This is a genomic window from Streptomyces sp. NRRL F-525, from assembly GCF_000716605.1.
In the GTDB taxonomy this organism is placed as follows: domain Bacteria; phylum Actinomycetota; class Actinomycetes; order Streptomycetales; family Streptomycetaceae; genus Streptomyces.
On the sequence record NZ_JNXE01000001.1, the window covers coordinates 255,211 to 279,910 of the forward strand.

Genomic DNA, 24,700 nt, shown 5'->3' on the forward strand with positions numbered 1-24,700 from the left:
GAAAGCGCACGGCGCCGGTGCCTCGTCGGAGGGGGCACCGGCGCCGTCGTATGTGCGCTCTCAACTGCGGCTGGTTTCCGTGGCAGGGTGGAACGGGCAAGCCTCAGGGGGCCAATAGAAGAGGGGGAACTGTCCGTGATCGTCTGGATCAACGGCGCGTTCGGTGCAGGCAAGACCACCACCGCACGGGAACTGATCGAACTGATCCCGAACAGCACGCTCTTCGACCCCGAGGTCATCGGCGGAGCGCTTCCGAATCTGCTCCCGCCCAAACACCTCGCAGAGGTCGGCGACTTCCAGGACCTGCCGATGTGGCGGCGGCTCGTGATCGACACGGCGGCGGCGATGCTCGCCGAGCTGGGCGGGACCCTCGTCGTCCCGATGACCCTGCTGCGCCAGGAGTACCGGGACGAGATCTTCGGCGGTCTCGCGGCCCGCCGGGTCACGGTCCGGCATGTCCTCCTGGCTCCGGCGGAAACGATCCTGCGCGAGCGAATAGCCGGCCGGGAGGTCCCACCGGACCTTCCCGACGGCGAGATCAGGACACGGCAGTGGGCGTACGACCACATCGAGTCGTACCGTGCCGCGCTCGGCTCCTGGCTCACCGCCGACGCCCATCTCGTCGACACCAGCGCGCTCACCCCGTACGAGACGGCCGCCCGGATCGCCGGAGCCGTCGGCAGCGGCGCCGTGCCGGTGTGCGACATCGTGCAGACCCCGGAGCCCACCTCCGAGACCCTCGCGGCCGGAGTGCTCCTCTTCGACGAACAGGACCGCGTGCTGCTCGTCGACCCCACCTACAAGGCCGGCTGGGAGTTCCCCGGCGGTGTCGTCGAATCCGGCGAGGCACCCGCCCGGGCCGGCATGCGCGAGGTCACCGAGGAGACCGGCATCGTGCTCGACGAGGTCCCCCGGCTGCTCGTCGTCGACTGGGAGCCGCCCGTGCCGCCCGGCTACGGCGGGCTGCGCCTCCTCTTCGACGGGGGTCGGCTGGACGCCGCGGTGGCCGATCAACTGCTGCTGCCCGGACCGGAGTTGCGCGGCTGGTGCTTCGCCAGCGAGGAAGAGGCCGCCGATCTGCTGCCGCCGGTCCGCTACGAGCGGCTGCGCTGGGCGCTGAGGGCCCGGGAACGCGGGGCCGCGCTCTATCTGGAGGCGGGCGTACCGCTCGGCTGACGACGCGTCAATTTGCGGTCTGATCAACGATGTTGGACGTGACTTTGCCTTTTCGGGGACACCACCTGGCGATTTTGCGGGGTGTGGGTCATTCCGATGACAAAGCGAGGGTGAATTGTCGCCTTCCCGGTATGAACAAGAACGTGAAGAAGGTACATCGGAGCTCTAACGTCTTTGCGCAGCTCAGTTCTCTAGCGGCCGCCGGCCGCCTCGACGGGACCGGACATATCGCCGGTCGAAGGAGAGGAACATGCGCGCGCCATCCTCGGCCCTCACCCGGGCCCTCACTCTCGCCGCCGGGCTCGCCCTGGTGCTCACCGCCTGCAGCAGCAGTGGCGGGGGCGGCGGCTCCAGCAAAGGCAGCTCGGCCGGGCTCACGTCCTGCAACACCGTGGGCAAGGCCAACACCTGCAACTCGGCCACCACCAAGTCCGGCGGAACGTTCACCTATGTGCTGGAGAAGAACATCCAGCAGTGGAACGTCCAGGACGTCAACGGCAACACCTTCGAGAACGGGGAGGCCCTGGAGGTCGTCCTGCCGCAGGTGTTCATACCCCAGCCCGACTTCACCGTCGCGCTCAACACCGACCTGGTGACGTCGGCGACCCAGACCAGCACCAGCCCGCAGACCATCGTATACAAGATCAACCCGAAGGCGGCGTGGAACGACGGCACGCCCATCACCGCCGACGACTTCACGTATTACTGGCGCACCAACAACGGCAAGGACTGCCCGCCGCCGCCCGCCAGCGACTCCACGCAGACCCACGGCTGTCTGCCGCAGAGCACCGCCGGCTACGACCGCATCAAGTCCCTCACGCCGTCCGACAACGGCAAGACCTTCACCATGGTGATGTCGAAGCCGTACTCGGACTGGAAGTCCCTGTTCGGCGCGGGCTATCCGCTCTACCCGGCGCACACCGCCGAGAAGCTCTCCGGCGCCAAGGTCGGTGACGCCGCCGCCATGACGGCCACGCAGATGGCCAAGGCCTGGCAGTACTTCCTGAAGACGCCGCCCACCAAGTACCCCACCGCGGGCGCCTACAAGATGCAGCAGTGGGTCGACAACGACCACGCCACCTACGTGCCCGACCCCAAGTGGACCGGCGCGAAGAAGGCCACCCTCCAGCGGCTGATCTTCAAGGTGATCTCGGACGCCACCCAAGAGCCGACAGCCTTGAAGAACAACGAGGTTCAGGCGATCTACCCGCAGCCCGAGGTCGACCTGGTCAACCAGGTCAAGGACATCCCGGGGATCACCTACACCATCGGCAACGGGCTGACCTGGGAGCACTTCGACCTCAACCTGCACGACCCGGTGATCGGCAAGTATCTGGCCCTGCGGCAGGCGATGTTCACGGCGATCAACACCAAGGACATCATCGCCAAGACGGTCGGCCAGTTCGACCCGGCCGTGAAGCCGCTCGGCAACCACAACTTCGTTCCCGGGCAGGCCGGTTACAAGGACGTGGTCTCCGGTACCGGCCAGGGATCGGGTGATCTGACCAAGGCGAAGAAGTACCTCACGGACGCCAAGTTCACCGGTGTGGGCACGGCGTTGAAGACCCCGGACGGCAAGGCCGTCGGACCCTTCAACTGCCGTTACACGACCGGCAATCAGATCCGGCAGAGCGAGTGCCAGATCCTGCAGAGCAACCTGGCGAGCCTCGGCATCAAGATCACCATCAAGCCGATCGGCGCCGCCGACCTTGGCACGGTCCTCGCCGGGCACCAGTACGACATCATCGTCTTCGCCTGGGTCGCACCGCCGTTCCCGAGCAGCGGCGCCCAGCAGAACTGGTTCACCGGCGGTGGCGGCAACTACGGCGGCTACAGCAACAAGACGGTCGACTCCCTGATCTCCCAGGCCATCGGTGAGACCGACGCGACGAAGGCCGCGGCGCTCCTCAACCAGGCCGACCAGATCATGGTGAACGACGCCTACGTCCTGCCGCTGTACCAGAAGCCGACGTTCCTCGCGGTGCAGTCGCGGTTCGTCAACATGCGGAACAACTCGTCGAACGTGGGCCCGGCCTACAACACCGGCACGTGGGGCCTGAAGAAGTAGTCCCACGGCTGACAGCTCCACCGGCACGCCCGTCGAGCCCGGCCCCGCGAACTCCGGGGGCCGGGCCCGGCCCGGACGGCTTCCACGACCCGCCGGCCTCCGAGAGAAGACCGCATGCTCGCCTACACCGTGCGTCGCATCCTCGTCTCCATCCCCGTCCTCATCGTCTCGACGTTCGTCGTGTTCCTCGTCGTCATCAACTCCGGTGACCCGGTGGCGAATTTCGCCACCTCACGCCAACCCGCGCCCAGCAAAGCCGCGGTGGCCGCCTTCGCCCGGCACATCCACGCCAACGAGCCGGTCATGGAACGCTATTGGAACTGGATCACCGGCGTCCTGCACGGCGACTTCGGCCCCTCCGTGCAGGCCAACCTGAACATCGGCCACGACCTGTTCACCCGCTTCAAGGTGACCATCACCCTGGTCGCCGCCGCGATGATCCTCGCGCTGATCATGGCCGTGGTCTTCGGGGTGTTCAGCGCGATCCGCCAGTACTCGGCCGCCGACTACACGATCACCTTCTTCGGCTTCCTGTTCCTCGCCATGCCTGTGTTCTGGTTCGCGGTACTGCTCAAGCAGGCCGGGATCTGGTTCAACCAGAAGACCGGCAGCCAGTTCCTCGGCACCATCGGCGAGAAGTCGCCGTACCTCGAAGTCGACACCACCTGGAACCAGTTCACCGATCACGTCGGCCACCTGATCCTGCCCACCATCACCCTCGCGCTGGTCTCCTTCGCGTCCTGGACCCGCTACACCCGCGCCTCCATGCTCGAGGTCCTCAACAGCGACTACGTACGGCTCGCCCGCGCCAAGGGGCTGCGGCGCGGCCGGGTGATGACCCGGCACGCGCTGCGCACCGCCCTCATCCCGCTCGCCACCGTGACCGCGCTCGACATCGCGATCATCCTGGGCGGCGCGGTGATCACGGAGACGATCTTCCAGTGGCACGGCATGGGCGAGATGCTGGTCCAGGCGGCGACCACGCTGGACGTCTACCGCACCATGGCCTGGCTGTTGCTCTCCGCCGTCGTCGTCATCGGGTTCAACCTCATCGCCGATCTGCTCTACGCCGTACTCGACCCGAGGATCCGCTATGACTGACATCGAGGCACCGGGGTCCGCGGGCACGCAACTACCGCGCGGGGACCATGAGTTCACCGTACGACAGCGCACCCAGACCCAGCTGGTGCTGCGCCGCTTCGTGCGGCACAGGGCCGCGATGGTCAGCCTGGTCGTGTTCGTGCTGATCATCCTGTGGGCGTTCATCGGCCCGCACCTGTGGCACTACTCGTACCAGAAATACACCGAGGACAACTCCAAACCCCCTTCCCTCAAGCACCCGTTCGGCACCGACTCCTCGGGCTACGACGGCTACGCGCAGGTCATGCGCGGCACCCAGACCTCGCTGAAGATCGCCATCATGATCGCGCTCGGCTCCACGCTGCTCGGCGCGGTCTGGGGAGCCGTCGCCGGTTTCTACAAGGGCATCGTCGACGCGGTCATGATGCGCATCGCCGACCTGGTGCTGACGCTGCCGCTGTTCGCGATCGCGCTGGTCATCTCCTCGCGCACCGGCGGCTCCTGGTACTGGATCGCCATCGTGATCGCGGGCCTGACCTGGGCGTACGTGGCCCGGGTGGTGCGCTCCTCGGTGCTGTCGCTGCGCGAGAAGGAGTTCATCGAGGCGGCGCGGGCGCTCGGGGCCTCGGACACCCGGATCATCTTCCGGCATCTGCTGCCGAACGCGCTGGGGCCGATCATCGTGAACGCGACGATCCTGGTGGCGACCGGCATCCTCACCGAGACCGCGCTCTCCTTCCTCGGCTTCGGCGTCCAACCCCCGGACACCTCCCTGGGGTTGCTGGTCTCCCAGGCGCAGACGGCGGTCGACACCCGGCCCTGGCTCTTCTACATCCCCGGCGCGTTCATCATCGCCATCGCGCTGACAATCAACTTCATCGGCGACGGACTGCGCGACGCCTTCGACCCCCGGCAGCAAAGGGTGCGACAGTGACGACCACGAGTCATGGAGTGCGGGAGGTCCCCGTGACGTCCGCCGTGCTCGAAGTCGAGGACCTCAGCGTGGAGTTCGCCACCGAGGACGGTCCGGTACGGGCCGTGCGCGGCGTCGGCTACCGGCTCGACCGGGGCGAGTCGCTGGGCATCGTAGGGGAGTCGGGGTCCGGGAAGTCGGTGACCGCGCTCGCCGTGATGGGGCTGCTGCCGACCGGCGCCAAGGTGCGCGGCTCGGTCCGCTTCGAGGGCACGGAGCTGCTCGGGCTGTCCGACGGGCGCCTGTCCGACCTGCGCGGCAGCGGAATCGCGATGATCTTCCAGGACCCGATGACCTCCCTCAACCCCGTCTACAACGTGGGCTATCAGATCGCCGAGACCCTGCTCCGCCACAACCCCGGGATGAAACACAAGGACGCCCGCGGACGCGCGATCGAACTGCTCGGCACGGTCGGCATCCCCAGCCCCGAACGGCGCGTCGACAGCTACCCGCACGAGATGTCGGGCGGTATGCGCCAGCGCGTCGTCATCGCCATCGCGATGGCCAACGACCCGGACGTGATCATCGCCGACGAGCCGACCACCGCCCTTGACGTCACCGTGCAGGCCCAGATCCTCGAAGCCCTGGAGACCGCCCGCGCCGAGACCGGAGCCGCGCTCGTCCTCATCACCCACGACCTCGGGGTGGTGGCCGGACACACCGACCGGGTCGCGGTCATGTACGCCGGACGGATCGTGGAGACCGGCTCCGTGGAGGACATCTTCTACACCCCGCGCATGCCCTACACCCTGGGCCTGCTCGGCTCCCTGCCCCGCCTCGACCGCGAGGAGGAACGGCTCACCCCCATCACCGGATCCCCGCCCAGCCTGCTCAACCTGCCACCCGGCTGCCCCTTCTCACCTCGCTGCCCCATGCGCCGGGACGTGTGCGAAACGGACGAACCCGCGCTGCGCCGGGCCGGCGGCGACTTCCACCTCAGCGCCTGCCACTTCGCCGACGAACTCGTCGACACCGGTGCCGGACAGGTCTTCGACGCCGTCGGCGCGGACACCGAGGCCCTGGCCCGCTTCGCGGAAGCGGCACCCGTCACGAACCCCGAGGAGGACGCCGTATGACCGCGCCCGCGCAGGCCGCCACCCCCCTGCCGCCGCTGCCCGGCCACGGCGGCACCGGCCAACCGGTCCTCCAAGTAAGGGACTTGGTCAAGCACTTCCCGGTGATGTCCAAGGGCGTCATCCGCCGCCGCGTCGGCGACGTCCACGCCGTGTGCGGGGTCTCCTTCGACCTCTACGAGAACGAGACCCTGGGCCTGGTGGGGGAGTCGGGCTCGGGCAAGACGACGATCTCCCGCACCGTCCTCGGCCTGGAACGGGCCACCTCGGGCCAGGTCCGCTACGGGGAACACGAACTCACCGAGCTGAGCAGACGTCAGATGCGGCCGCTGCGGCGCGAGTTGCAGATCGTCTTCCAGGACCCGTACGCCTCCCTCGACCCACGGATGACCGTCCACGAGATCGTCGCCGAACCTCTGCGCATCCACGGCCGGTACGGATCCGGGGCGGCCGGCGAGGTGAGCGAACTCCTGCGCCTGGTCGGCCTCAACCCCGAGCACGGCAACCGCTTCGCCCACGAGTTCTCCGGTGGCCAGCGCCAACGCATAGGCATCGCACGGGCGTTGGCCCTGCACCCCAAGGTGATCATCCTCGACGAGCCGGTGTCGGCGCTCGACGTGTCGATCCAGGCGGGCGTCCTCAACCTGCTGATGGACCTGCAGAGCGAACTCAGCCTGTCCTTCCTCTTCGTCGCCCACGACCTGTCGGTGATGCGCCACGTAGCAGGGCGGGTGGCCGTCATGTACCTGGGTCGCCTGGTCGAAATCGCCCCGGCCCGGCAGCTGTTCGCCCGTCCGGCGCACCCGTACACGCAGGCCCTGGTCTCGGCCATCCCGCTGCCCGACCCGCGCAAGGAACGCGCCCGGAAACGGATCACCATCCAGGGCGACGTCCCGAGCCCGGTCCGCCCGCCCAGCGGCTGCCGCTTCCGCACCCGCTGCCCCAAGTTCGCCAACCAACTCACCGACAGCGAACGGACGTCGTGCGTCGAGGAGGCACCGGCGCTGGTGGACCGGGGCGGCGGCAACCCGGTCGCCTGTCACTACGCGGAGAGTGTGGAGTTGCTTTAGTCGAGGCCGAGTTCTTCGGCGGACGGGTACGGGGTCACCCTGCTCTCGTCCTGCACGCGGCGATTGAAGTCGCCCACCGTCGCGCCGAGTTGGGCGTACCGGGAGATGAGCTCGGCGGCGGCGTCGGGGATCCCCTCGGGCCGCTTGCCGTCGGCGCAGGCGCGGATGAAGTCCTGGCGCTCGTCCGGGCCGTAGCCGTACTGGTCCACGACGAGCCAGTGCACCAGGTAGGAGAAGGCGTACGCGCGGTCGTAGTGCCGGTGACGGTCGTAGAAGTCCCGTTCGTCCGCTGCGAGTCGGAAACGCGGGGTGAGGGCGAGGCCGTAGTCGGCGAGGTAGAGCTGGTGTCCGTCGGTCAGGATGTTCCTGAAGTGGACGTCGAAGTGCGTGAGTTGGTGCTTGTGGAGGAAGCCGGTGACGGCTTCGAGGCCCCGCTCCACGAGGGCGCAGGCGGTGTCGGGGTCGTCGGTGCGCAGCTGGGCGGAGAGCCAGTCGTGGAGGGTGTACGGCAGGTGTTCCATGAACAGGGTCAGACTCGCGGACGCCGTGCGCAGCGCCTCGATGTGCTGGCGGCCGCCGCCCCAGTACGCCACGTTCCGCTCCACGTCGGCGAGTTCCTCGGGCAGTGACTGTTCCGGGTCGGGCAGCACGCGCCAGTGGTGGAGGAGCGGGAAGTCCGAAAAGCGGCCGGAGAGGACCCAGTTGGTCGTCATCTCGTGGACGGCCAGCTCCCGCCAGACGCCGAAACCGGGGCTCGGGACCGCGCCGATGCCGTAGTGGCAGTAGGCGGGGGCTCCGAACACGTTGGCCGTGGACCGGACGTTCTCCGGCCGTCGCTCCACATCGGTGAGCGGCATCCGCTTCACGAACACCCTTCTGCCGTCCACCTCGATCAGTGCCGAGCGGCCGCCGACACTGGTGCCCAACGGCGTGCCGGCCTCGACCAGTTCGGCGAGTTCGTGGTCGGAGAGCAGCGCGAGGGACGTGGCGGTGTCACTGTGGGCGACGAGGCGCGAGACGGGAGCCATGCCTCCCATCTTCGGTCAGCCGGACCGGAGTTGGAGGTCGATGGTCATGTCGACCCTCACCTCGTCGTCCGCCGCGAGGCCCTGCGGCTTGCGCACGGCGTTCTTGAGCGGCAGCAGATAGCCGCCGTCCTTGGGGAAGAGGGACGTGGTGAAGACCACGTCGCCGATCCTGGCCTCGACCGGGATGACACCCCAGCCGTACGAGGCCAGGGCGGCGACCTCACGGATGTCCGCCGACTCCTCGTCCGGCACAGGGACGAAGTAGTACGGCGAAGGGCCGCGCCACTCGATCACCCGGCCGGTGAAGACGAACCTCATGGATTCGGTGCCCTTCCTCAAGGACCGTCAGTTCAGGCTCAGTTGGCCGCGTAGTTCTGCAGGAACAGCGCCTCCGCCACCGACAGCCGCTCCAACTCCTCAGGGGACACGCTCTCGTTGAGCGCGTGGATCTGGGCCTCCGGCTCGCTGAGGCCGATGAGGAGGATCTCCGCCTGCGGGTAGAGGGCCGCGAGGGTGTTGCACAGCGGGATGGAGCCGCCCTGGCCGGCGTACTGCATCTCCTCGCCGGGGTAGGCGACCGCCATCGCGTCGGCCATCGCCGTGTATGCGGGGCTGGTCGTGTCGGCGCTGAACGGCTGGCCCTGGCCGATCTGTTCGGTGCGGACGCGGGCGCCCCACGGGGTGTGGGCCTCCAGGTGGGCCTGGAGCAGCTTGGTCGCCTCGGCCGCGTCCGTGCCCGGCGGCACCCGCAGGCTGACCAGCGCGCGGGCGCCGGCCTGCACGGACGGGGTCGCGCCGACGACCGGCGGGCAGTCGATGCCGAGCACCGTGACGGCCGGACGCGCCCAGATGCGGTCGGCGACCGCGTTGGAACCGATCAGCTCGACGCCGTCCAGCACCTTCGCGTCCTCGCGGAACTGCTCCTCGTCGTAGGCCAGCCCCTCCCAGTTCGCGTGGGACGCGAGGCCGTCGACCGTCGTCGAGCCGTCCTTCGCGCGCAGCGAGTCCAGGACGCGGATCAGCGCGGCCAGCGCGTCGGGCGCGGCACCGCCGAACTGCCCCGAGTGCAGGTTGCCTTCGAGGGTGTCGACCTGCACGCGCACCATGGTCATGCCGCGCAGGGTCGAGGTGACCGTGGGCAGACCGACGCGGAAGTTGCCTGTGTCGCCGATCACGATCGTGTCGGCGGCGAGGAGGTCGGGGTGCTCCTCGGCGTACCGCTCCAGGCCGCCGGTGCCCTGCTCCTCCGAGCCCTCGGCGATCACCTTGACGTGCACCGGGACACCGCCGTTGGCCTTGAGGGCGCGCAGCGCGAGCAGGTGCATGATCACGCCGCCCTTGCAGTCGGCGGCACCGCGTCCGTACCAACGGCCGTCGCGCTCGGTCAGTTCGAACGGCGGGCTCGTCCAGCCGGCCTCGTCCAGCGGCGGCTGCACGTCGTAGTGGGCGTACAGGAGCACGGTCTTGGCGCCCTCCGGGCCGGGCAGGAAGCCGTAGACCGACTGGGTGCCGTCCGGGGTGTCGAGCAGGGCCACGTCCTGGAAACCCTCGGTGCGCAGCGCGTCGGCGACCCAGTTCGCGGCGCCCTCGCTCTCGCTCTTCGGGAACTGGTCGAAGTCAGCCACCGATCGAAAAGCCACGAGCTCGGTGAGCTCGGTCCGCGCCGTGGGCATCAGCGAGGCGACGGTCTCGGCGACCGGATGCGACGACATGGGCACGCTCCTTGTGGGTGCGACGTTGTACGAATGATGCCGTCGATCCTCCCACAGCGGTCTGTGGCGATGTCCGCCGTAGGATGCGGGGGACAGGTGCGGCAGCGGCTTGATCGGGAGCAGTAGACCATCGTGAGCAGCGAGAACTCTTCGGCGGACGACGAACAGCGGGTGTGGGACGTCGTCGTGGTGGGCGCGGGACCCGCGGGGGCTTCGGCCGCCTATGCGGCGGCGGTCGCGGGACGGCGCGTGCTGTTGCTGGAGAAAGCCGAGCTGCCCCGCTACAAGACATGCGGCGGCGGCATCATCGGACCCTCTCGCGACTCCCTCCCGCCCGGCTTCGAACTGCCGTTGAAGGACCGGGTGCACGCCATAACGTTCTCGAACAACGGACGGTTCACGCGCACGCGCCGGTCCCGGCAGATGCTGTTCGGGCTGATCAACCGGCCCGAGTTCGACCAGCAGCTCGTCGAGCACGCGCAGAAGGCGGGCGCCGAGCTGCGGACGGGCGTCACAGTGACACGAGTCGAGCAGCACGGCTCGGCGGTGCCGGACCGTCGTACGGTCGCGGTCGTCCTGCAGGGCGGTGAGACGGTGCTCGCGCGGTCCGTCGTCGGCGCCGACGGCAGCGCCAGCCGCATAGGGGCGCACGTCGGGGTCAAGACCGACCAGGTGGACCTGGGCCTGGAGGCGGAGATCCCGGTGCCGGAGACGGTCGCCGAGGACTGGAAGGGCCGGGTGCTCATCGACTGGGGCCCCATGCCCGGGAGTTACGGCTGGGTCTTCCCCAAGGGCGACACGCTCACGGTCGGGGTGATCTCCGCGCGCGGTGAAGGCGCCGCCACGAAGCGGTACTTGGAGGACTTCATCGCCCGGCTCGGCCTCGCCGGCTTCGAACCGAGCATCTCCTCCGGGCACTTGACCCGGTGCCGGGCGGACGACTCGCCGCTCTCACGCGGGCGCGTGCTGGTCTGCGGCGACGCGGCGGGACTCCTGGAGCCGTGGACCCGGGAGGGCATCTCGTTCGCGCTGCGGTCGGGGCGGCTCGCGGGGGAGTGGGCGGTGCGGATCGCCGAGGCGCACGACGCCGTGGACGCCCGCCGCCAGGCGCTGAACTACGCGTTCGCGATCAAGGCGGGGCTCGGCGTCGAGATGAGCGTCGGCAAGAGCATGCTGGCGATCTTCGAGAAGCGCCCCGGTCTCTTCCACGCCGCCCTCACCGGCTTCCGGCCGGCCTGGAAGGCCTTCATGGACATCACCCGGGGCTCGACGACGCTGGGCGAACTCGTACGCAGCCATCCGATGGCCCAGCGCGCGCTGACCGCGATCGACCGCAGGAACGCGGAGCCGGTGGAGCGCGTGGAGCCCACGGAGCCCGTGGAGGGCGAGGTCAGCTCCTGACCGTGACGTGGAACACCGGGTGGTCGGGGGCGATCCGGCGCAGCTCGTCGTCGGAGGAGTCCGGGCCGACTCCTCCGAAGAACACCCCGACCTCGGCCTTCCACCGCTTGAGGTAGGCGCGCAGCAGCGGCACCTTGTCGTCGCCGGTGACCTCGGTCGCGGTGAACGCGTCCACCTTCTTGCCGAGCCGCAGCTCGCCGCCGCCCGCCGCGCGCATGTTGTGCGTCCACTGGACGTGGCCGCGCGGGGCGACGAGGTACTGCTGTCCGTCCACCGTCAGCAGGTTCACCGGGGTGGTCCGCCACTCGCCGCTCTTCCGGCCGCGGACCGCCAGCACGCGGGAACCCCAGACGCTGAGACCGCGGCGGGTGAACCAGGCGACGGCGCGGTTGAAGACGTTCACGGTGAACCAGCCGGGCTTCTGGACGTGCGTGCTCATGACTACTCCCAGGTTGTGGAGAGCGCGGCTCACTTTTGTGAGCACTGCTCTCGCTCTCGTGAACAGTCTGCATCGGCTCGGCGATCCAATGCAAGAGCGGTGCTCTCTTTTTTGTTCGGTGCTCTTGTTTGTGTGCGGTGCTCTGATTCCGTGCCACACTGGGCCGTATGAGCACCACACAAGGCGCCCGCGCCCGAGCCAGGATCGAGGTCACCGCGGCCATCAAGGACGAGGCGCGCAGACAGCTCGCGGCGGAGGGGGCGTCGAGGCTGTCGCTGCGGGCCGTGGCGCGTGAGTTGGGCATGGTGTCCTCCGCGCTGTACCGGTATTTCCCCAGCCGCGACGACTTGCTGACCGCTCTCATCATCGATGCGTACGACTCCCTCGGGGAGGCTGCGGAGGCTGCGCATTCCGGTGTTGTGGATGCGGGGCCGTTGCGGCGGTGGGTGGCTGTGTGTGAGGCGGTGCGGGGGTGGGCGCTTGGGCATCCGCATGAGTACGCGTTGATCTACGGGTCGCCGGTTCCTGGTTACGTCGCTCCCGAGACCACCGTTGCGTCTGCTGCTCGTGTTGCCCTGCTGCTTATCGGGATCGCGCGGGATGCCCAGGAGGCCGGCACGTTGACTGAACCTCCGCTCCCTGCCGACCTCCGTGCCGAGGGGGAGCGCATGGTCGTGGACTTTGCCGGTGATCTTCCGCCCGCGGTGGCTGTGGCTCTTGTGGGCGCGTGGGCTGAGCTGTACGGGATGGTCAGCTTTGAGCTTTTCGGTCAGTTTCGGCGTGTGGTGGAGGAGCGGGAGGTGTTCTTTCGGCATGCGGTGCGGCGGCTTGCGCTGGGGGTGGGGCTTGCGGAGGTGTGAGTGCACTGCCGGATAGGTGGTTCTTTGGCTGCGAGCCGGTGGGGGCCTGTCGCGCAGTTCCCCGCGTCCCTTACGGGGCGCTGTACTTCGCGGGGAGTATGGGTGATCGCTCCTGTCGGCTCACGCCGTAGATGCCGCCCGGCGTCTAGCGTGACGTGCATGGATGTGGAGCGGGTTGGGGCTGGGGGACCGCCCTGGTGGCGGCATGGGCCGCCGTGGGGGGACTCGGCGCGGTGGCCGTGGCGTTCTACGTTGCTGGTTACCGTGTTTGTGCTGGGTGGGAGCAACTTCGCCTCGCACAGTCAGCCCGATCGTGTTCACCTCGATCTCTTCGGGCGTGTGCTGCTCATCGCCGGGTCGGGGCTGCTGCTGTGGCGGCATCGGTACCCCGTGTGGGTGGCCTTCGGCACGGTGTTCGCGACCGTGCTCTACGTCGGCGCCGGGTATCCGTACGGCCCGGTCTTCGTGACCGTTGCCCTCGGGTGCTTCAGTGCGGTCGTCGCCGGGCGGCGGTGGGCCGCCTGGGCCGCGCTCGGGGTGTTGTGGGTGGCGCATCTGCTGATCTCGCACTGGTTGTACCGGTGGTTGCCTCCGGCGCACGATCACGCGATGCCCTGGGGTGGTGAACTGGCCGTCGCCACCTGGGTGGTGGCCATCGCCGCGGTCTCCGAACTGGCCCGTACCCGCCGCGACCAGTGGGCCCGGGAGCGGGCCGAGCGGGCCCAGGCGGCCCGGCGCCGCGCCGACGAGGAACGGCTGAGGATGGCCCGCGAACTGCACGACGTCCTCGCGCACAGCATCTCCGTCATCAACGTCCAGGCGGGCGTCGGCCTCGCCCTCCTCGACTCCGACCCCGAGCAGGCCCGCACGGCCCTGACCACCATCAAGGCCGCCAGCAAGGAGGCGCTCGGCGAGGTCCGCCAGGTCCTGGACACTTTGCGCACCCCGGGCGACGCCCCGCGCGCCCCGGCCCCCGGCCTCGACCGGCTGCCCGAACTGGTCGAGCAGGCGGCGAGCGCGGGCCTCACCGTCGCGGTCGACGGAACACCGCCCCGCCTTCCGCCCAACACCGACCTCGCCGCCTTCCGCATCGTCCAGGAGGCGCTCACCAATGTCGTACGGCATTCCGGTTCGCGGCACGCGCGCGTGCACATCGGGCACGAAGGCGGTGCGCTACGGCTGCGCATCGACGACGACGGGCCCGCGACCGGCGCGGACGCCGGGGGCAGCGGGAACGGGCTGGCCGGAATGCGGGAACGGGCCGCCGCGCTCGGTGGCACCATCGAGGCGGGCGCCCGCCCGGACGGCGGCTTCCGGGTGCTCGCCGTACTGCCGTTGAAGGTCACGCCGAAGGAGGACGACCGGTGATCCGGGTACTGCTCGCCGACGACCAGGCCCTGGTCCGGGCCGGATTCAAGGCGCTGCTGGACGCGCAGCCGGACATCGAGGTGGCCGGTGAGGCGTCCGACGGTGAGGAGGCCGTGCGCGCGGTGGGCGAACTGCGCCCCGACGTCGTCCTGATGGACATCCGCATGCCGCTGCTCGACGGCCTGGCCGCGACCCGCCGGATCACTGGGGACGGTGATCTGAAGGACGTGAAGGTGGTCATGCTGACGACCTTCGAACTCGACGAGTACGTCTTCGAGGCGATCCGCTCCGGTGCCTCCGGCTTTCTGGTCAAGGACACCGAACCGGACGAACTCCTGCGCGCGGTAAGGGCGGTGGTCGAGGGTGACGCGTTGCTGTCGCCGGGCGTGACCCGCCGCTTGATCGCTGAGTTCGCGGCCCGCTCCAAGGAACCCGCGACCGCCGACGCCCTCACCCAACTCACCGAGCGGGAACGGGAGGTGATGGCCCTCGTCGGCATCGGACTCTCCAACGACGAGATCGCCCGCCGCCTCGTCGTCAGCCCCCTCACCGCGAAGACCCACGTCAGCCGCACGATGGTGAAGCTCGGCGCCCGGGACAGGGCTCAACTGGTCGTGCTGGCCTACGAGTCGGGGTTGGTACGCCCCGGCTGGCTGGGCTGACCGGCGCCCTGCCGGTACCGGTACAGCACGGTCGCCACCCGGGCGAAGAACACGACCGGCACGAGCACGATCGCCACCCGCTCCAGCAACGTGCCCACGGAGTCCGGCAGCTCGAAGAGCAGCACCGGCCCGGCGAGTACGCCGAAGACGACCGCCGCCACGAACGCCGCACTGACCAGCGCGTACCCGATCTCCACGGTCATCGCATCCCGCTCGGCCTGCGTCCGCCGTCCCCCGTACATATCCATCCCGAAAGTCTCACACGCGTACGCCCGACGGAGCAATCAACTCCGCCGGGCGTACGCGCCCCAAAGGGGCGCGGGGCTGTGTCGATGTGCGGCTCCGCCGCGTGGGCGCGACCAGCCACGACGCACCCGCAGACGACGAACCAGCCGTCTAGCGGGGTGCCTAGTCGCGAACCGCCACCCGCTCCGCTTCCGCCTCCGTCACCGTGGACTTGGCAACGACGATGGACTGTTGGCTACGCCGGCTACGCAACCCCGGCAACGTGATCAGCAACCCGGCCAGCGCGATGAACGTCACCACGACCAGCCCAGGCCGGTAACTGTCCAGCACCGCCTGCGGGGTGGCGTGCGTCGGGGCGTGGGCGGTGACCACGGCGGTGACGACCGCCAAGAAGATCGCGCCACCCACCTGCACCGAGGTGTTCAACAGCCCGGAGACCATGCCCTGTTCGTGGTCGTCGACCCCGTTGGTCGCCTGGATGTTCAGCGAGGGGAAGACCAGCGCGAAGGCCGCTCCGATCAGCAGCATCGACGGCAGGATCATCGACGCGTAGCCGGGATCGACACTGACCCGCAGGAACAGGGCGTACCCCACGACCATCAGCGCGAAGCCCACCACGATCAGCCGCTGCGTACCGAACCGGTCGACGATCGCCCCCATCTTCGTCGAGGACGCCGCCACCAGCGCACCGGCCGGCAGGAAGGCGAGCGCCGTGTGCAACGCCGACCAGCCGAGCAGTTGCTGCATGTACAGCGTGACCAGGAACTGGAAGCCGACGTACGACCCGAAGAGGGCCATCGCGCCGAGCTGGGCGCGGATCTGGTTGCCGGAGCGCAGCACCCCGAGCCGGATCAACGGCCCCGCGGAGCGCCGCTCGACGTATACGAAGACGGTCAGCATGGCGGCAACCGCCAGGAAGGACAGGAGAGTTCGGGCCGACGCCCAGCCGACTTCCGGTGCCTGTACGACGGTGAACACCAGCAGCAGCATCGACGCGGTGCCGAGGACCGCGCCCGGGACGTCGTAGCCGTTGTGGTCCTTCTCGCGTTCGCTGCGCGGCAGCAGCTTCAGGCCGGCGAGCAGGGCGAGCAGCGCGATCGGCGCGGGCAGCAGCATGGTGAGGCGCCAACTGGCCTCCGTGAGCAGGCCGGAGAGGACCAGGCCCATCGAGAAACCGGTGGCGGCGCAGGTGGTGTAGATGGACAGGGCGCGGTTGCGCAGCGGGCCCTCGGCGAAGGTCGTCGTGATGATCGACAGGCCGGCCGGTGCGGTGAACGCCGCGCTGAGGCCCTTGATGAAGCGGCTGGCGATCAGCAGCGGGCCCGAGTCGACGAGCCCGCCGAGCAGCGAGGCCACCGCGAAGACACCCAGGGCGACCAGGAAGACCTGGCGCCGGCCGAGCAGGTCGGCGGTCCTGCCGCAGAGGAGGAGCAGGCCGCCGTAGCCAAGGATGTAGCCGCTGACGATCCATTGGAGCGTCGAGGTGGAGAGGTCGAGTTCGGAGCCGATGGAGGGCAGGGCGACGCCGACCATCGACACGTCGAGCGCGTCCAGGAACATCGCGGCGCAGAGCACCAGCAGGGTGCCCCACAGCCGTGGGGTCCAGCGGACCGCCGAGGACGGGGCCGCGGGAGGGGAGAGCGGAGAGGTCATGCCGCAGACAATACATGCGCATGCATCGAATGCGAGCGCATTTAATTACGATGCAACAAACTCGTTTCTCTGCTACGGTGCGCTGTCATGGCGGCGAAGAAGGCCGAGCAGGCGCTCGTGGACCAGTGGCGGGAGATGCTGGCGCTGCATGCCCGCACCCAGTGCGAACTCGACCGCGCCCTGCATCAACACGGCCTGTGCGGAAGCGACTTCGAGGTTTTGGACGTCCTGTCGGCCGAGGCCTGCGCGTTCCGCGTCCAGGAGATCTCCGAGCGTGTCCATCTGAGCCAGAGCGCTCTGTCCCGCCTGATTGCCCGGCTGGAGAAGGACGGTCTGGTCGAGCGGGGCATGTGCGCGGAGGACCGGCGGGGCGTCCGCGTGACCCTCACGGACAAGGGTCGCGCGCTGCACGGTGAGGTACTCCCGTTGCAGCGCGCAGTGTTGACGAAGATGCTGACCGGCTGACGGGTCATCAGCTTCAAGTGACGGCGGACTTCTCCCGCCACAGCGCGGCGACCGACGCGTCCCCGGTTACGCTCGGGAACGGTCCCCGGTTCCACAGTGCCCGGTACAACTGCCCGGCAGGACCGGCCAGTTCGCAGTCGGCGTCCCCGGTGCCGTCCCGCTCGGCGGCGGGCGGTTCCTGGGACAGCCGTACGGTCCACACGGCGTCGTCCGCGTCCGTCGCCCGCACCCTCAGCACCCGGGGTTCCTCGCTGCGGACCCGGCTCTTGCGGCGACCGTGGAAGCCGCGCAGCAATTCGTCGATGCCGTCGGCCGCGAAGTCCGGGGCGATCGTGCCGGCCGTTCCGCCGCGCGCCGCCTCGGCGTCCATCCGGTGCACGGTCGTCTCGTGCGCCTGCCGCCGTGCCCAGAACGCGAGCGGTGACGGCGCCGCGAAGAACTGCCAGCACTCCACGTCGGGCGGGGCGGCGGTGAGGGTGTCCACGAGGGAGCGGTGCCCCTCCCGGAACCAGGCCACCAACTCGGCGCCGTCGAGGTCCGGGAGGCCGCCGTCGGGGTGGTACTCGGTGTGACCCTCGGCGACGAACGCGGTCGCCCAGCGATGCACCATCCCCGTGTGCCGCAGCAGATCCCGCACCTGCCACCCCGGACAGGGCGGCACCTCGGCGCCGACGCCCGCCTCCTCGGCGGCCGAGGCCAGCAGGCCGCCCTCCCGGTCCAGGGTCCGTACGAACGCATCGGTGTCCATGCGGCCGAGTGTGCCGTATCGCAGGGTGGCGCGCGTGTCGCCGAGGGAGGGCGGCCGGTACGTCAGGCGGAGGCGAGCGCCTCGCGCAGGACGGTGACGGCCATCGTGATCGCGGCCTCGGCGGCGTGCGTCTCGCGCAGGGCGTTCAGCATCACGAAGTCGTGGATGATCCCCTGGAAGCGGACGGCGGTGACGGGGACTCCGGCCTCGCGGAGCTTGTTGGCGTAGGCCTCGCCCTCGTCGCGGAGGACGTCGGCCTCGCCGGTGATGACCAACGCCGGGGGCAGGCCGGTGAGTTGCTCGGTGGTGGCGCGGAGCGGGGATGCTGTGATCTGGGCGCGCTCCGCCTCGTCGGTCGTGTACTGGTCCCAGAACCACTGCATGCCGTCGCGGCGCAGGAAGTAGCCGGTGGCGAACTGGTCGTAGGAAGCGGTGTCGAAGTTCGCGTCGGTGACCGGGTAGAACAACACCTGCTGGACGAGGCGGACATCGCCCCGCTCCTTGGCCATCAGGGTCAGTGCGGCGGCCATGTTGCCGCCCACGGAGTCGCCTGCCACCGCGATGCGGGCCGGGTCGAGATCCTTCGAAGTGCCTTGTTCCGCGACCCACTTGGCGACGGTGTAGTTCTGCTCGATGGCGACCGGGTAGCGGGCCTCGGGGGAGAGGTCGTACTCCGGGAAGACCACGGCGGCGTTCGCGCCCACGGCGAGTTCGCGCACCAGGCGGTCGTGGGTGTGGGCGTTGCCGAAGACCCAGCCCGCGCCGTGGATGTAGAGGATCACCGGCAGGGGCCCGGAGGCGCCCTCGGGCTTCACGATCCGGGTCCGGACGCTGCCCGTCGGGCCGCCGGGGACGGTGATCCACTCCTCGTCGACGGCGGGCTTCGCGATGTCGCCGGACTGGACCTCGTCGACCGCCTTGCGGCCCTCCGCCGGGGCGAGGTCGAAGAGGTACGGCGGGTTGGCGGTCGCCTCGGCGAAGGCCTGGGCGGCGGGTTCGAGGACGGGGCGGGGTGCGGTGCTGTCTGTCATGGCGATCTCCTCGGATCGGGGGCCGCGGGTGAGTTCCGGCGGGGACCGGGCCGGTGGTGCGGCACAGGGGTGACAGTAGCGTGCGATTAAGTCGTGCACAACTAAAGCGCGCTCGATAGAATCGACCGGACTTGAGCGATAAGGTGGTGATTGCCCTGAAGGGCGCCGTGGACGCCACAGACGCAGGAGCGAGGAGCCGGACCATGAGCCCAGCCGCCGCGGTACCGGCCGAGGGATCGCTGCTCCTCGACGACCAGTTGTGCTTCGCGCTGTACGCGGCCTCCCGCGCGGTGACCGCCCGCTACCGGCCGCTGCTGGAGGAACTGGGCCTGACCTACCCGCAGTACCTCGTCATGCTCGTCCTCTGGGAGCAGGACTCGATCTCCGTACGGGACCTGGGCACCGCGCTCCAGCTGGAGTCCAGCACGCTCTCCCCGCTCCTGAAGCGGCTGGAGGCGAGCGGTCTGCTGCTCCGCGAACGCCGGCGGGACGACGAGCGCTCGGTCGCCATCCGGCTCACCGGCACCGGGGAGCGGATGCGCGAGCAGGCCGCCGCCGTGCCCCTCGCCATCGGCGACGCGATGGGCCTGACCCCCGCTCAGGACGCCCTGGCCAAGCAGCTCCTCCGGCTGATCACCGCCAACGTCGCCGCCGGCTGAACCACCCGCCACCTGCGCGTTCCCGCCTCTCGGGGCGGTGTGGCGTCGCCGCTGTTCACCTTAGCTTGCAGGCCCAACGGCATCTCCTGGACCGGGTCCCCGTATACGGTCCGAAGCGATTTCCCGAAAGGAAATGGCTTATGTCAATGGAGATTCGAGCCGATCAAGCGTGAGGTGCCATGCCGACCCAGGTGTCCGAAGTCTCGCCTCCGGCCCCGCAGCCGGACAGTCCGTCCCGGAACGCCACCGCCACCATCGTCCTGGCCTGCGTGGGAGTCTTCGTCTCCTACCTGCCGGTCGTCGGGGTGTCGGTCGCGCTGCCGGTGATCCAGCAGGCGCTCGACGCGTCCACCACCGGGCTCCAGTGGATCACCGACGCGTTCATCCTGCCGACCGCCGCACTGCTTCTGACCTGCGGCGTCATCGGTGACCTCTACGGCCGCAAGAAGATGTACCTGATCGGCCTGACGCTGTCCTGTCTCGGCTGTCTCGTCGCCCTGACCGGCCACAGCGTCGTCCAGGTCTGCGTCGGCCAGGCGCTCACCGGCGTGGGCACCGCCGCCCTGCTGCCCGCCACGCTCGGCCTGATCAGCCACGTCTGCCCCGACCACCGCAAACGGGCCGCCGCGATAGCCCTGTGGACGGCCGCCCTCGGCCTCGGCCTGACCCTGGGCCCGCTCTTCAACGGGCTGATCGTGGAGCACGCGAGCTGGCGCTGGATCTTCCTGCCCACCCTGGCCATCGGCGCCGTCACGGTCCTGGTCGGCGCCTTCGCCCTGACCGACTCCCGCTCGGACCGCGAACGCCACCTCGACATCCCCGGCCAACTCCTCGCGATCGTCGCCATCACCGCCGTCGTCTACGGCGTCATCGAGGGCGGCGGCGCTCCGGGCTGGGGTTCGGCCGAGGTCGTCACCGCGTTCGTCGTGGCGGCGCTCGCCCTGCCGGCCTTCGTCCTGGTCGAACTGCGGTCGCGCTGCCCGATGTTGGACATGCGGCTGTTCAAGTCCCCGGCGTTCTCCGGGGCCGCGTTCGTCATGGCGCTCACCCTGTTCGCCCAGGTCGGTCTGGTCTTCTCGCTCAGCGAGTACTTCGGGCTCGTCCATCACGCCTCGACGTGGGACATCGGGCTGCGCCTGATCGCGCTCAACGGCTTCACCGTCGTCCTCGGTCCCGTCGTCGGCCGGCTGATGCACCGGTTCTCGCCCGGCCTCGTGCTGGTGACCGGCCTGCTCGTCGGCGGCATCGGGGCGCTCCTGGTCAACCTCTTCGACGCGGCCACCGGCACCGGCGAAGCAGCCCTGGTCATCGCGGTGTTGGGGATCGGCATCGCGCTGGCGATGGCCCCGATCACCACCATCGCCATGAACAGCCTGCCGCGCCGCCTGGGCAGCACCGCCGGTGCCGCCAACAGCGCCCTCCGCCAGATCGGCAGCGCCCTGGGCCCCGCCATCTTCGGCGTCGTCCTCACCCACCGCACCCTCGGCACCCTGCCCGGACACGTCGCCGCGTCCGGCCTGGACCCGGCCGACCAGGGCCAGGTCATCGGCATGGTCAACGGCGCCGGCATCCAGGCGGGCGCCTTCCTGCACCTGAACACCGGCGAGGCGACGGGCCAGGCGCTGGCCGCCTACGGAGCGAGCTTCACGGACGCGCTGCACACCTGCGCCCTCGTCGGCGGCATCGGCATGCTGGTGGCCGCGGCCGTCGCCCTCCTCACGATCGGCATCCGCGCACGGGCGCCGCACGGTGAGGAGGAGGCCGCGGCGGCGACACATCCGGCCGCCGGAGCGGCGACGGTCGGCGAGACCGCCTGACCAACACCCGCTGTTCCAGGGGTGGTTGCCCTTCGGCCGCGACGCCGAAGGACGGCCACCCCTGCGGTACGTCCTCCAGCGGTCAGCCGGGCGTGCCGTCGTTCTCCACCGCGGGGGCGAGGAGATGACACAGCGAGTCGGCCAGCAGTTCCAGCGGGTCGGCGGTCTCCAACGGCCATTCCACGGCGATCCAGGCAGCGAAGAACGACTCGGTCTGCAGTACGGCCATCAGCGCGCGCTGGCGAGCCTCCGCCGGGTCGACGCCCTGCCACCGCTCCGGCGGAGCGACCAGCATCGCGACGTACCGCTCGTGCGCCTCGACGTACTGCACCCGGCCCTCACCCAGACTCCGGAGCGCCGCCGGGGCCGCCGCGTTGGCGACGCGGCGGAGGGGTGCCATCTCGCGCCAGCGGTCCGCGGCCTCGTCCAGCCAGGTGCGGATGTCGGCCCGGGTCCAGCGCGGCAGCGCGGCCAGGTCGGCGTAGGCCTCGCCCATCACGCCGTAGACACGCTCCACCAGCGCGTCGACGATCTCGGCCTTTCCGGGGAAGTGGGCGTAGACCGTGGCCCGTGTCACCCCGGCCGCCTGCGCGATGTCCTCCATCCGCGCGTCGAGGAACGGCTTCTCGGTGAACACCGTGACTGCCGCGTCGAGCAGTCGGCGGTGGGTGAGGAGCTTCTGCTCTTCGCGCAGGTTCTTGCGGGGCGGCGTCGGCTCCATTCGCCCAGTGTCCGGCATGGGGCGACTGTACGCCGCGTGCGGTGCGACCTGCGGCTCGGTGGTTCCGGCCGGACAGCACGTCCAGGGGAAAGGGCTGTGCGCCGACGCGAAAGACGGCTTCGTCCGGCCTTGGCAGAGTCTGGACCGCACCGGCCTTTCTGACGGAGACGCAGTGTTCCGCCCGGTGCTCACGAACGCCGAGAGGACGGAACGGACATGCCAGGGACGGACACGACCGCCTACGCGATGGGCAACACCTCCGGGGAGGCGGTCCGGCTGGACGTGCAGGACGCGCTGTACGCGGGGTGCACCGAATACCTCTTGAGGGCCGCCGGCCTACGGGAGGGAATGCGCGTCCTGGACGTCGGCTGCGGCACGGGCGGAGTCTCTCTCGCGGCCGCGCGCATCGTCGGCCCGGACGGTCATGTCGTCGGCGTGGACATGAATCCCGAGGTGTTGGAGGTCGCGCGCGGGAACGCCGCCGCGGCCGACATCCGGAACGTGAGTTTCGAGCACCAGGTGCTGCCCGATGTCCAACTCCCGGAGCCTGTCGACGCGTTGGTGGGCCGACTGATCCTGATGCATCTCGCCGACCCGGCGGCGGTGGTGAAGGAGCTGACCGGGCTGGTACGCCCCGGCGGGCTCGTGACGTTCCAGGAGATCAACATCTCGCGGGCGCGGGCCATCCCCGACGTGCCGCTGGTGACGCGCTGCCGGGAGTGGATCTGCGCGGGGCAGCGAGAGGCGGGCAGCGACCCCGACATGGGTGAACGACTGGCACAGGTGCTGCGATCCGCCGGGCTGGCCGGCCCCGCCGTCGCCGTCGCCGTGCCGACCGGAGACGCGGACTCGACGGCGATGACTCTCGTCGCCGAGACCGTGCGCAGTCTCCTGCCGCTGATCGAGCGCAGCGGTGCCGCCGACGGTGAGGACGTGGACGTCGAGACTCTGCGCGGCCGGCTGTCGGACGCGTGCGCGGAAGCGGGGGCGACGCTCTACCTGTCGGAGCTGGTCGCCGCGTGGGGACGGCCGAACTGAGAGGAGGGGGCGGACCTCCGACCTCGGCTCAGCTCGACTCGGACCAGTCGGCGTACCGGATGCGGCGCAGGTCGAGAACCTCGCCGACGGTGCTCCACTCGTCCTTGCCCAGGCGGGCCAAGGGGCGCAGCCGGGTGATCTCCGGGTGACCGTCGTGGAGGACGGTCTCGTCGATCGCGAGGTGCACGACGCGTCCGAAGACCACGGTGGAGTTGCCCAGGCCGAGCGTGCTGTGCAGTTCGCACTCCAGCGCCACGGGGGAACGGGCGACGCGCGGTGCCTTCACCCGCGCGCTCGCCTCGCGCTCCACTCCCACGGCGTCGAACTCGCTGACCCCTTCCGGGAAGTCCGTGGCGGTCTTGTTCACCTCGTCGATGAGCGACTCCGGGGCGAGATTGACCACGAACTGCCCGGTGGCCTCGACATTGCGCAGCGAGTCCTTACGGCCGACCGAGGTGAACTGCACGATGGGCGGCGCGACCGACGAGACCGTGAAGAAGGAGTGCGGAGCGAGATTGTCGGTCCCCTCGGCCGAGACCGTCGAGACCCAGGCGATGGGACGTGGCACGACGGTCGAGGTGAGCAGGCGGTAGACAGCCATCGGATCCATCTGGGCCGGGTTGTATTCAGTGCGCATACCAGCGATATATCAGATGCCGAGGAGGCACCGCGCCGCCGTCCGGCGGTTCCGGCTGGACAGCACGTCCACGGGAAAGGATGGTGCGCCGACGCGAAAAGGCAGCGCCCGGACGGTCGTACGCGGGCCGCGCGTCCGGATGACGCGCGGCCCGCGCACACCGCCTGGTGGCGAAGGGTGGCCTACGGCTCCCGGTACCACCGCTCGTTGGCGGTGCCGCCGGCCCAGGGCCAGGCGAGGACGTCGTGGTGTGCGGTGCCGCCGCTGTAGTCCTGGTTCAGGTACTGCTGGCTCTTGACGTTCTGCAGATAGAACACGGTCCTGGCCGTGTTCGCGTAGAGGTACCACTTCTCGTTGTCCGCCGAGCTGTCACAGGGCCAGGCGAGGACGTCGTGGTGTGCGGTGCCGCCGCTGTAGTCCTGGTTGAGGCACTGGCCGCTCTGGTAGTTCTCCAGAATCCACTGAGCGCTGTTGTCGGAATCGCTGGAGAGCCACCACCACTGGTTGTCCGCAGCGGTGTCACAGGCCCACGCGAGGACGTCGTGGTGCGCGGTGCCACCGCTGTAGTCCTGGTTGAGGCACTGGCCGCTCGCCGCGTTCTCCCAGTAGTACGGGCCACCCACCACGTCGGCCGACACGTCGCCATGCGTGACCAGGGTGAAGCCCGACGGAGTGGACGGGGCCGCGCTCGCGCTCGGGGTCGCGAAGACCACCGCCGCGGCGGCCATGGCGGTCGCCATGGCGAAGACTCGTTTGAATACGGACATGGACATGT

25 protein-coding genes are annotated in these 24,700 nt (G+C 69.6%); 14 read left to right on the forward strand and 11 right to left on the reverse strand.

Features of this window, described 5'->3' with window-relative positions; genetic code table 11:
- Nucleotides 1-135: 135 nt before the first annotated feature.
- The 6 genes from OO69_RS01130 to OO69_RS01155 all read left to right on the forward strand — a co-directional run bounded on the left by OO69_RS01130 (nucleotide 136) and on the right by OO69_RS01155 (nucleotide 7,440).
- A complete protein-coding gene (locus OO69_RS01130) occupies nucleotides 136-1,176 on the forward strand; it encodes an NUDIX hydrolase (RefSeq protein ID WP_033278403.1) in 1,041 nt (346 codons plus the stop codon).
- 250 nt (nucleotides 1,177-1,426) lie between these two features.
- Nucleotides 1,427-3,244 carry an ABC transporter family substrate-binding protein gene (locus OO69_RS01135; protein ID WP_033278404.1) on the forward strand — a complete coding sequence of 606 codons (1,818 nt, stop codon included), beginning with the start codon at nucleotides 1,427-1,429 and terminating at the stop codon, nucleotides 3,242-3,244.
- A 114-nt stretch (nucleotides 3,245-3,358) separates the two neighbouring features.
- On the forward strand, nucleotides 3,359-4,345 hold the full coding sequence (locus OO69_RS01140; protein ID WP_033278405.1) for an ABC transporter permease: 987 nt from the start codon (nucleotides 3,359-3,361) through the stop codon (nucleotides 4,343-4,345).
- Nucleotides 4,338-5,258 carry an ABC transporter permease gene (locus tag OO69_RS01145; protein ID WP_033278406.1) on the forward strand — a complete coding sequence of 307 codons (921 nt, stop codon included), beginning with the start codon at nucleotides 4,338-4,340 and terminating at the stop codon, nucleotides 5,256-5,258. The genes OO69_RS01140 and OO69_RS01145 overlap by 8 nt, the downstream gene beginning before the upstream one ends.
- Nucleotides 5,259-5,275: 17 nt before the next feature.
- Nucleotides 5,276-6,373: an ABC transporter ATP-binding protein gene (locus tag OO69_RS01150; RefSeq protein ID WP_033278407.1), complete on the forward strand. Its 1,098-nt coding sequence runs from the start codon at nucleotides 5,276-5,278 to the stop codon at nucleotides 6,371-6,373.
- Entirely contained in the window at nucleotides 6,370-7,440 is a 1,071-nt protein-coding gene (locus OO69_RS01155) for an ABC transporter ATP-binding protein (protein WP_033278408.1), read from the forward strand. Before OO69_RS01150 ends, OO69_RS01155 begins: the two co-directional genes overlap by 4 nt.
- Here OO69_RS01155 and OO69_RS01160 read toward each other — a convergent pair.
- The 3 genes from OO69_RS01160 to OO69_RS01170 are packed head-to-tail and all read right to left on the reverse strand — an operon-like array spanning nucleotide 7,437 to nucleotide 10,180.
- On the reverse strand, nucleotides 7,437-8,468 hold the full coding sequence (locus OO69_RS01160) for a hypothetical protein (protein ID WP_033278409.1): 1,032 nt from the start codon (nucleotides 8,466-8,468) through the stop codon (nucleotides 7,437-7,439). The genes OO69_RS01155 and OO69_RS01160 overlap by 4 nt on opposite strands.
- Before the next feature lie 15 nt (nucleotides 8,469-8,483).
- Complete coding sequence (locus OO69_RS01165; RefSeq protein WP_033278410.1) at nucleotides 8,484-8,786, reverse strand: DUF1905 domain-containing protein; 303 nt, start codon at nucleotides 8,784-8,786, stop codon at nucleotides 8,484-8,486.
- A 38-nt stretch (nucleotides 8,787-8,824) separates the two neighbouring features.
- The gene (locus OO69_RS01170) at nucleotides 8,825-10,180 is read right to left on the reverse strand and encodes a dipeptidase (protein ID WP_033278411.1); all 1,356 of its coding nucleotides are present in this window, start codon (nucleotides 10,178-10,180) and stop codon (nucleotides 8,825-8,827) included.
- 132 nt (nucleotides 10,181-10,312) lie between these two features.
- Between OO69_RS01170 and OO69_RS01175 the strand changes: the two genes are divergently transcribed.
- The gene (locus OO69_RS01175; protein WP_033278412.1) at nucleotides 10,313-11,581 is read left to right on the forward strand and encodes a geranylgeranyl reductase family protein; all 1,269 of its coding nucleotides are present in this window, start codon (nucleotides 10,313-10,315) and stop codon (nucleotides 11,579-11,581) included.
- Here OO69_RS01175 and OO69_RS01180 read toward each other — a convergent pair.
- Nucleotides 11,571-12,020, reverse strand: a complete 450-nt coding sequence (locus OO69_RS01180; RefSeq protein ID WP_019065153.1) for a nitroreductase family deazaflavin-dependent oxidoreductase — start codon at nucleotides 12,018-12,020, stop codon at nucleotides 11,571-11,573. The two genes, OO69_RS01175 and OO69_RS01180, sit on opposite strands and share 11 nt — an antisense overlap.
- A gap of 167 nt (nucleotides 12,021-12,187) precedes the next feature.
- Here OO69_RS01180 and OO69_RS01185 point away from each other — a divergent pair, with 167 nt between their 5' ends.
- The 3 genes from OO69_RS01185 to OO69_RS01195 all read left to right on the forward strand — a co-directional run bounded on the left by OO69_RS01185 (nucleotide 12,188) and on the right by OO69_RS01195 (nucleotide 14,910).
- Nucleotides 12,188-12,880 (forward strand): TetR/AcrR family transcriptional regulator, encoded by a 693-nt coding sequence (locus OO69_RS01185; protein WP_033278413.1) that lies wholly within the window; start codon nucleotides 12,188-12,190, stop codon nucleotides 12,878-12,880.
- Between the two features lie 159 nt (nucleotides 12,881-13,039).
- A complete protein-coding gene (locus OO69_RS01190; protein ID WP_033278414.1) occupies nucleotides 13,040-14,248 on the forward strand; it encodes a sensor histidine kinase in 1,209 nt (402 codons plus the stop codon).
- Nucleotides 14,245-14,910, forward strand: a complete 666-nt coding sequence (locus OO69_RS01195) for a response regulator transcription factor (RefSeq protein ID WP_033278415.1) — start codon at nucleotides 14,245-14,247, stop codon at nucleotides 14,908-14,910. The genes OO69_RS01190 and OO69_RS01195 overlap by 4 nt, the downstream gene beginning before the upstream one ends.
- On the opposite strand, the gene OO69_RS01200 is transcribed toward OO69_RS01195, so the two are convergent.
- Complete coding sequence (locus OO69_RS01200; protein WP_199810853.1) at nucleotides 14,871-15,158, reverse strand: DUF6332 family protein; 288 nt, start codon at nucleotides 15,156-15,158, stop codon at nucleotides 14,871-14,873. The genes OO69_RS01195 and OO69_RS01200 overlap by 40 nt on opposite strands.
- A gap of 160 nt (nucleotides 15,159-15,318) precedes the next feature.
- Nucleotides 15,319-16,809, reverse strand: coding sequence for an MFS transporter (locus OO69_RS01205; protein ID WP_033278417.1), 1,491 nt, complete (start codon nucleotides 16,807-16,809; stop codon nucleotides 15,319-15,321).
- Nucleotides 16,810-16,896: 87 nt separating this feature from the next.
- On the opposite strand from OO69_RS01205, the gene OO69_RS01210 reads away from it, so the two are divergent.
- Nucleotides 16,897-17,274, forward strand: coding sequence for a MarR family winged helix-turn-helix transcriptional regulator (locus tag OO69_RS01210; RefSeq protein ID WP_033278418.1), 378 nt, complete (start codon nucleotides 16,897-16,899; stop codon nucleotides 17,272-17,274).
- A 13-nt stretch (nucleotides 17,275-17,287) separates the two neighbouring features.
- On the opposite strand, the gene OO69_RS01215 is transcribed toward OO69_RS01210, so the two are convergent.
- Nucleotides 17,288-18,022 (reverse strand): maleylpyruvate isomerase family mycothiol-dependent enzyme, encoded by a 735-nt coding sequence (locus tag OO69_RS01215; protein ID WP_033278419.1) that lies wholly within the window; start codon nucleotides 18,020-18,022, stop codon nucleotides 17,288-17,290.
- A 62-nt stretch (nucleotides 18,023-18,084) separates the two neighbouring features.
- Nucleotides 18,085-19,053 (reverse strand): alpha/beta hydrolase, encoded by a 969-nt coding sequence (locus OO69_RS01220; RefSeq protein ID WP_033278420.1) that lies wholly within the window; start codon nucleotides 19,051-19,053, stop codon nucleotides 18,085-18,087.
- A 203-nt stretch (nucleotides 19,054-19,256) separates the two neighbouring features.
- Between OO69_RS01220 and OO69_RS01225 the strand changes: the two genes are divergently transcribed.
- Both OO69_RS01225 and OO69_RS01230 read left to right on the forward strand, forming a co-directional pair.
- On the forward strand, nucleotides 19,257-19,712 hold the full coding sequence (locus OO69_RS01225) for a MarR family winged helix-turn-helix transcriptional regulator (RefSeq protein WP_199810854.1): 456 nt from the start codon (nucleotides 19,257-19,259) through the stop codon (nucleotides 19,710-19,712).
- Between the two features lie 179 nt (nucleotides 19,713-19,891).
- On the forward strand, nucleotides 19,892-21,529 hold the full coding sequence (locus OO69_RS01230; RefSeq protein ID WP_033278421.1) for an MFS transporter: 1,638 nt from the start codon (nucleotides 19,892-19,894) through the stop codon (nucleotides 21,527-21,529).
- An 82-nt stretch (nucleotides 21,530-21,611) separates the two neighbouring features.
- Here OO69_RS01230 and OO69_RS01235 read toward each other — a convergent pair whose 3' ends face one another.
- Nucleotides 21,612-22,268, reverse strand: a complete 657-nt coding sequence (locus OO69_RS01235) for a TetR/AcrR family transcriptional regulator (RefSeq protein WP_234444294.1) — start codon at nucleotides 22,266-22,268, stop codon at nucleotides 21,612-21,614.
- 198 nt (nucleotides 22,269-22,466) lie between these two features.
- Here OO69_RS01235 and OO69_RS01240 point away from each other — a divergent pair, with 198 nt between their 5' ends.
- The gene (locus tag OO69_RS01240; RefSeq protein ID WP_033278423.1) at nucleotides 22,467-23,288 is read left to right on the forward strand and encodes a class I SAM-dependent methyltransferase; all 822 of its coding nucleotides are present in this window, start codon (nucleotides 22,467-22,469) and stop codon (nucleotides 23,286-23,288) included.
- Between the two features lie 28 nt (nucleotides 23,289-23,316).
- Here the strand turns inward: OO69_RS01240 and OO69_RS01245 are convergent, their stop codons facing one another.
- Entirely contained in the window at nucleotides 23,317-23,925 is a 609-nt protein-coding gene (locus tag OO69_RS01245; protein ID WP_033278424.1) for a flavin reductase family protein, read from the reverse strand.
- Between the two features lie 182 nt (nucleotides 23,926-24,107).
- Nucleotides 24,108-24,698, reverse strand: a complete 591-nt coding sequence (locus tag OO69_RS01250) for an RICIN domain-containing protein (protein WP_033278425.1) — start codon at nucleotides 24,696-24,698, stop codon at nucleotides 24,108-24,110.
- Nucleotides 24,699-24,700 lie beyond the last annotated feature (2 nt).

What these genes read in the sequence shown, in the direction of transcription:
- OO69_RS01200 (WP_199810853.1), bottom strand. Translation starts at nt 15,158, where the DNA reads ATGGATATGTACGGGGGACGGCGGACGCAGGCCGAGCGGGATGCGATG.
- OO69_RS01185 (WP_033278413.1), top strand. Translation starts at nt 12,188, where the DNA reads ATGAGCACCACACAAGGCGCCCGCGCCCGAGCCAGGATCGAGGTCACC.
- OO69_RS01245 (WP_033278424.1), bottom strand. Translation starts at nt 23,925, where the DNA reads ATGCGCACTGAATACAACCCGGCCCAGATGGATCCGATGGCTGTCTAC.
- OO69_RS01170 (WP_033278411.1), bottom strand. Translation starts at nt 10,180, where the DNA reads ATGTCGTCGCATCCGGTCGCCGAGACCGTCGCCTCGCTGATGCCCACG.
- OO69_RS01155 (WP_033278408.1), top strand. Translation starts at nt 6,370, where the DNA reads ATGACCGCGCCCGCGCAGGCCGCCACCCCCCTGCCGCCGCTGCCCGGC.
- OO69_RS01240 (WP_033278423.1), top strand. Translation starts at nt 22,467, where the DNA reads ATGCCAGGGACGGACACGACCGCCTACGCGATGGGCAACACCTCCGGG.
- OO69_RS01225 (WP_199810854.1), top strand. Translation starts at nt 19,257, where the DNA reads ATGAGCCCAGCCGCCGCGGTACCGGCCGAGGGATCGCTGCTCCTCGAC.
- OO69_RS01235 (WP_234444294.1), bottom strand. Translation starts at nt 22,268, where the DNA reads ATGCCGGACACTGGGCGAATGGAGCCGACGCCGCCCCGCAAGAACCTG.
- OO69_RS01145 (WP_033278406.1), top strand. Translation starts at nt 4,338, where the DNA reads ATGACTGACATCGAGGCACCGGGGTCCGCGGGCACGCAACTACCGCGC.
- OO69_RS01215 (WP_033278419.1), bottom strand. Translation starts at nt 18,022, where the DNA reads ATGGACACCGATGCGTTCGTACGGACCCTGGACCGGGAGGGCGGCCTG.
- OO69_RS01180 (WP_019065153.1), bottom strand. Translation starts at nt 12,020, where the DNA reads ATGAGCACGCACGTCCAGAAGCCCGGCTGGTTCACCGTGAACGTCTTC.
- OO69_RS01160 (WP_033278409.1), bottom strand. Translation starts at nt 8,468, where the DNA reads ATGGCTCCCGTCTCGCGCCTCGTCGCCCACAGTGACACCGCCACGTCC.
- OO69_RS01250 (WP_033278425.1), bottom strand. Translation starts at nt 24,698, where the DNA reads ATGTCCATGTCCGTATTCAAACGAGTCTTCGCCATGGCGACCGCCATG.
- OO69_RS01165 (WP_033278410.1), bottom strand. Translation starts at nt 8,786, where the DNA reads ATGAGGTTCGTCTTCACCGGCCGGGTGATCGAGTGGCGCGGCCCTTCG.
- OO69_RS01230 (WP_033278421.1), top strand. Translation starts at nt 19,892, where the DNA reads ATGCCGACCCAGGTGTCCGAAGTCTCGCCTCCGGCCCCGCAGCCGGAC.
- OO69_RS01210 (WP_033278418.1), top strand. Translation starts at nt 16,897, where the DNA reads ATGGCGGCGAAGAAGGCCGAGCAGGCGCTCGTGGACCAGTGGCGGGAG.
- OO69_RS01140 (WP_033278405.1), top strand. Translation starts at nt 3,359, where the DNA reads ATGCTCGCCTACACCGTGCGTCGCATCCTCGTCTCCATCCCCGTCCTC.
- OO69_RS01135 (WP_033278404.1), top strand. Translation starts at nt 1,427, where the DNA reads ATGCGCGCGCCATCCTCGGCCCTCACCCGGGCCCTCACTCTCGCCGCC.
- OO69_RS01205 (WP_033278417.1), bottom strand. Translation starts at nt 16,809, where the DNA reads ATGACCTCTCCGCTCTCCCCTCCCGCGGCCCCGTCCTCGGCGGTCCGC.
- OO69_RS01190 (WP_033278414.1), top strand. Translation starts at nt 13,040, where the DNA reads ATGGATGTGGAGCGGGTTGGGGCTGGGGGACCGCCCTGGTGGCGGCAT.
- OO69_RS01220 (WP_033278420.1), bottom strand. Translation starts at nt 19,053, where the DNA reads ATGACAGACAGCACCGCACCCCGCCCCGTCCTCGAACCCGCCGCCCAG.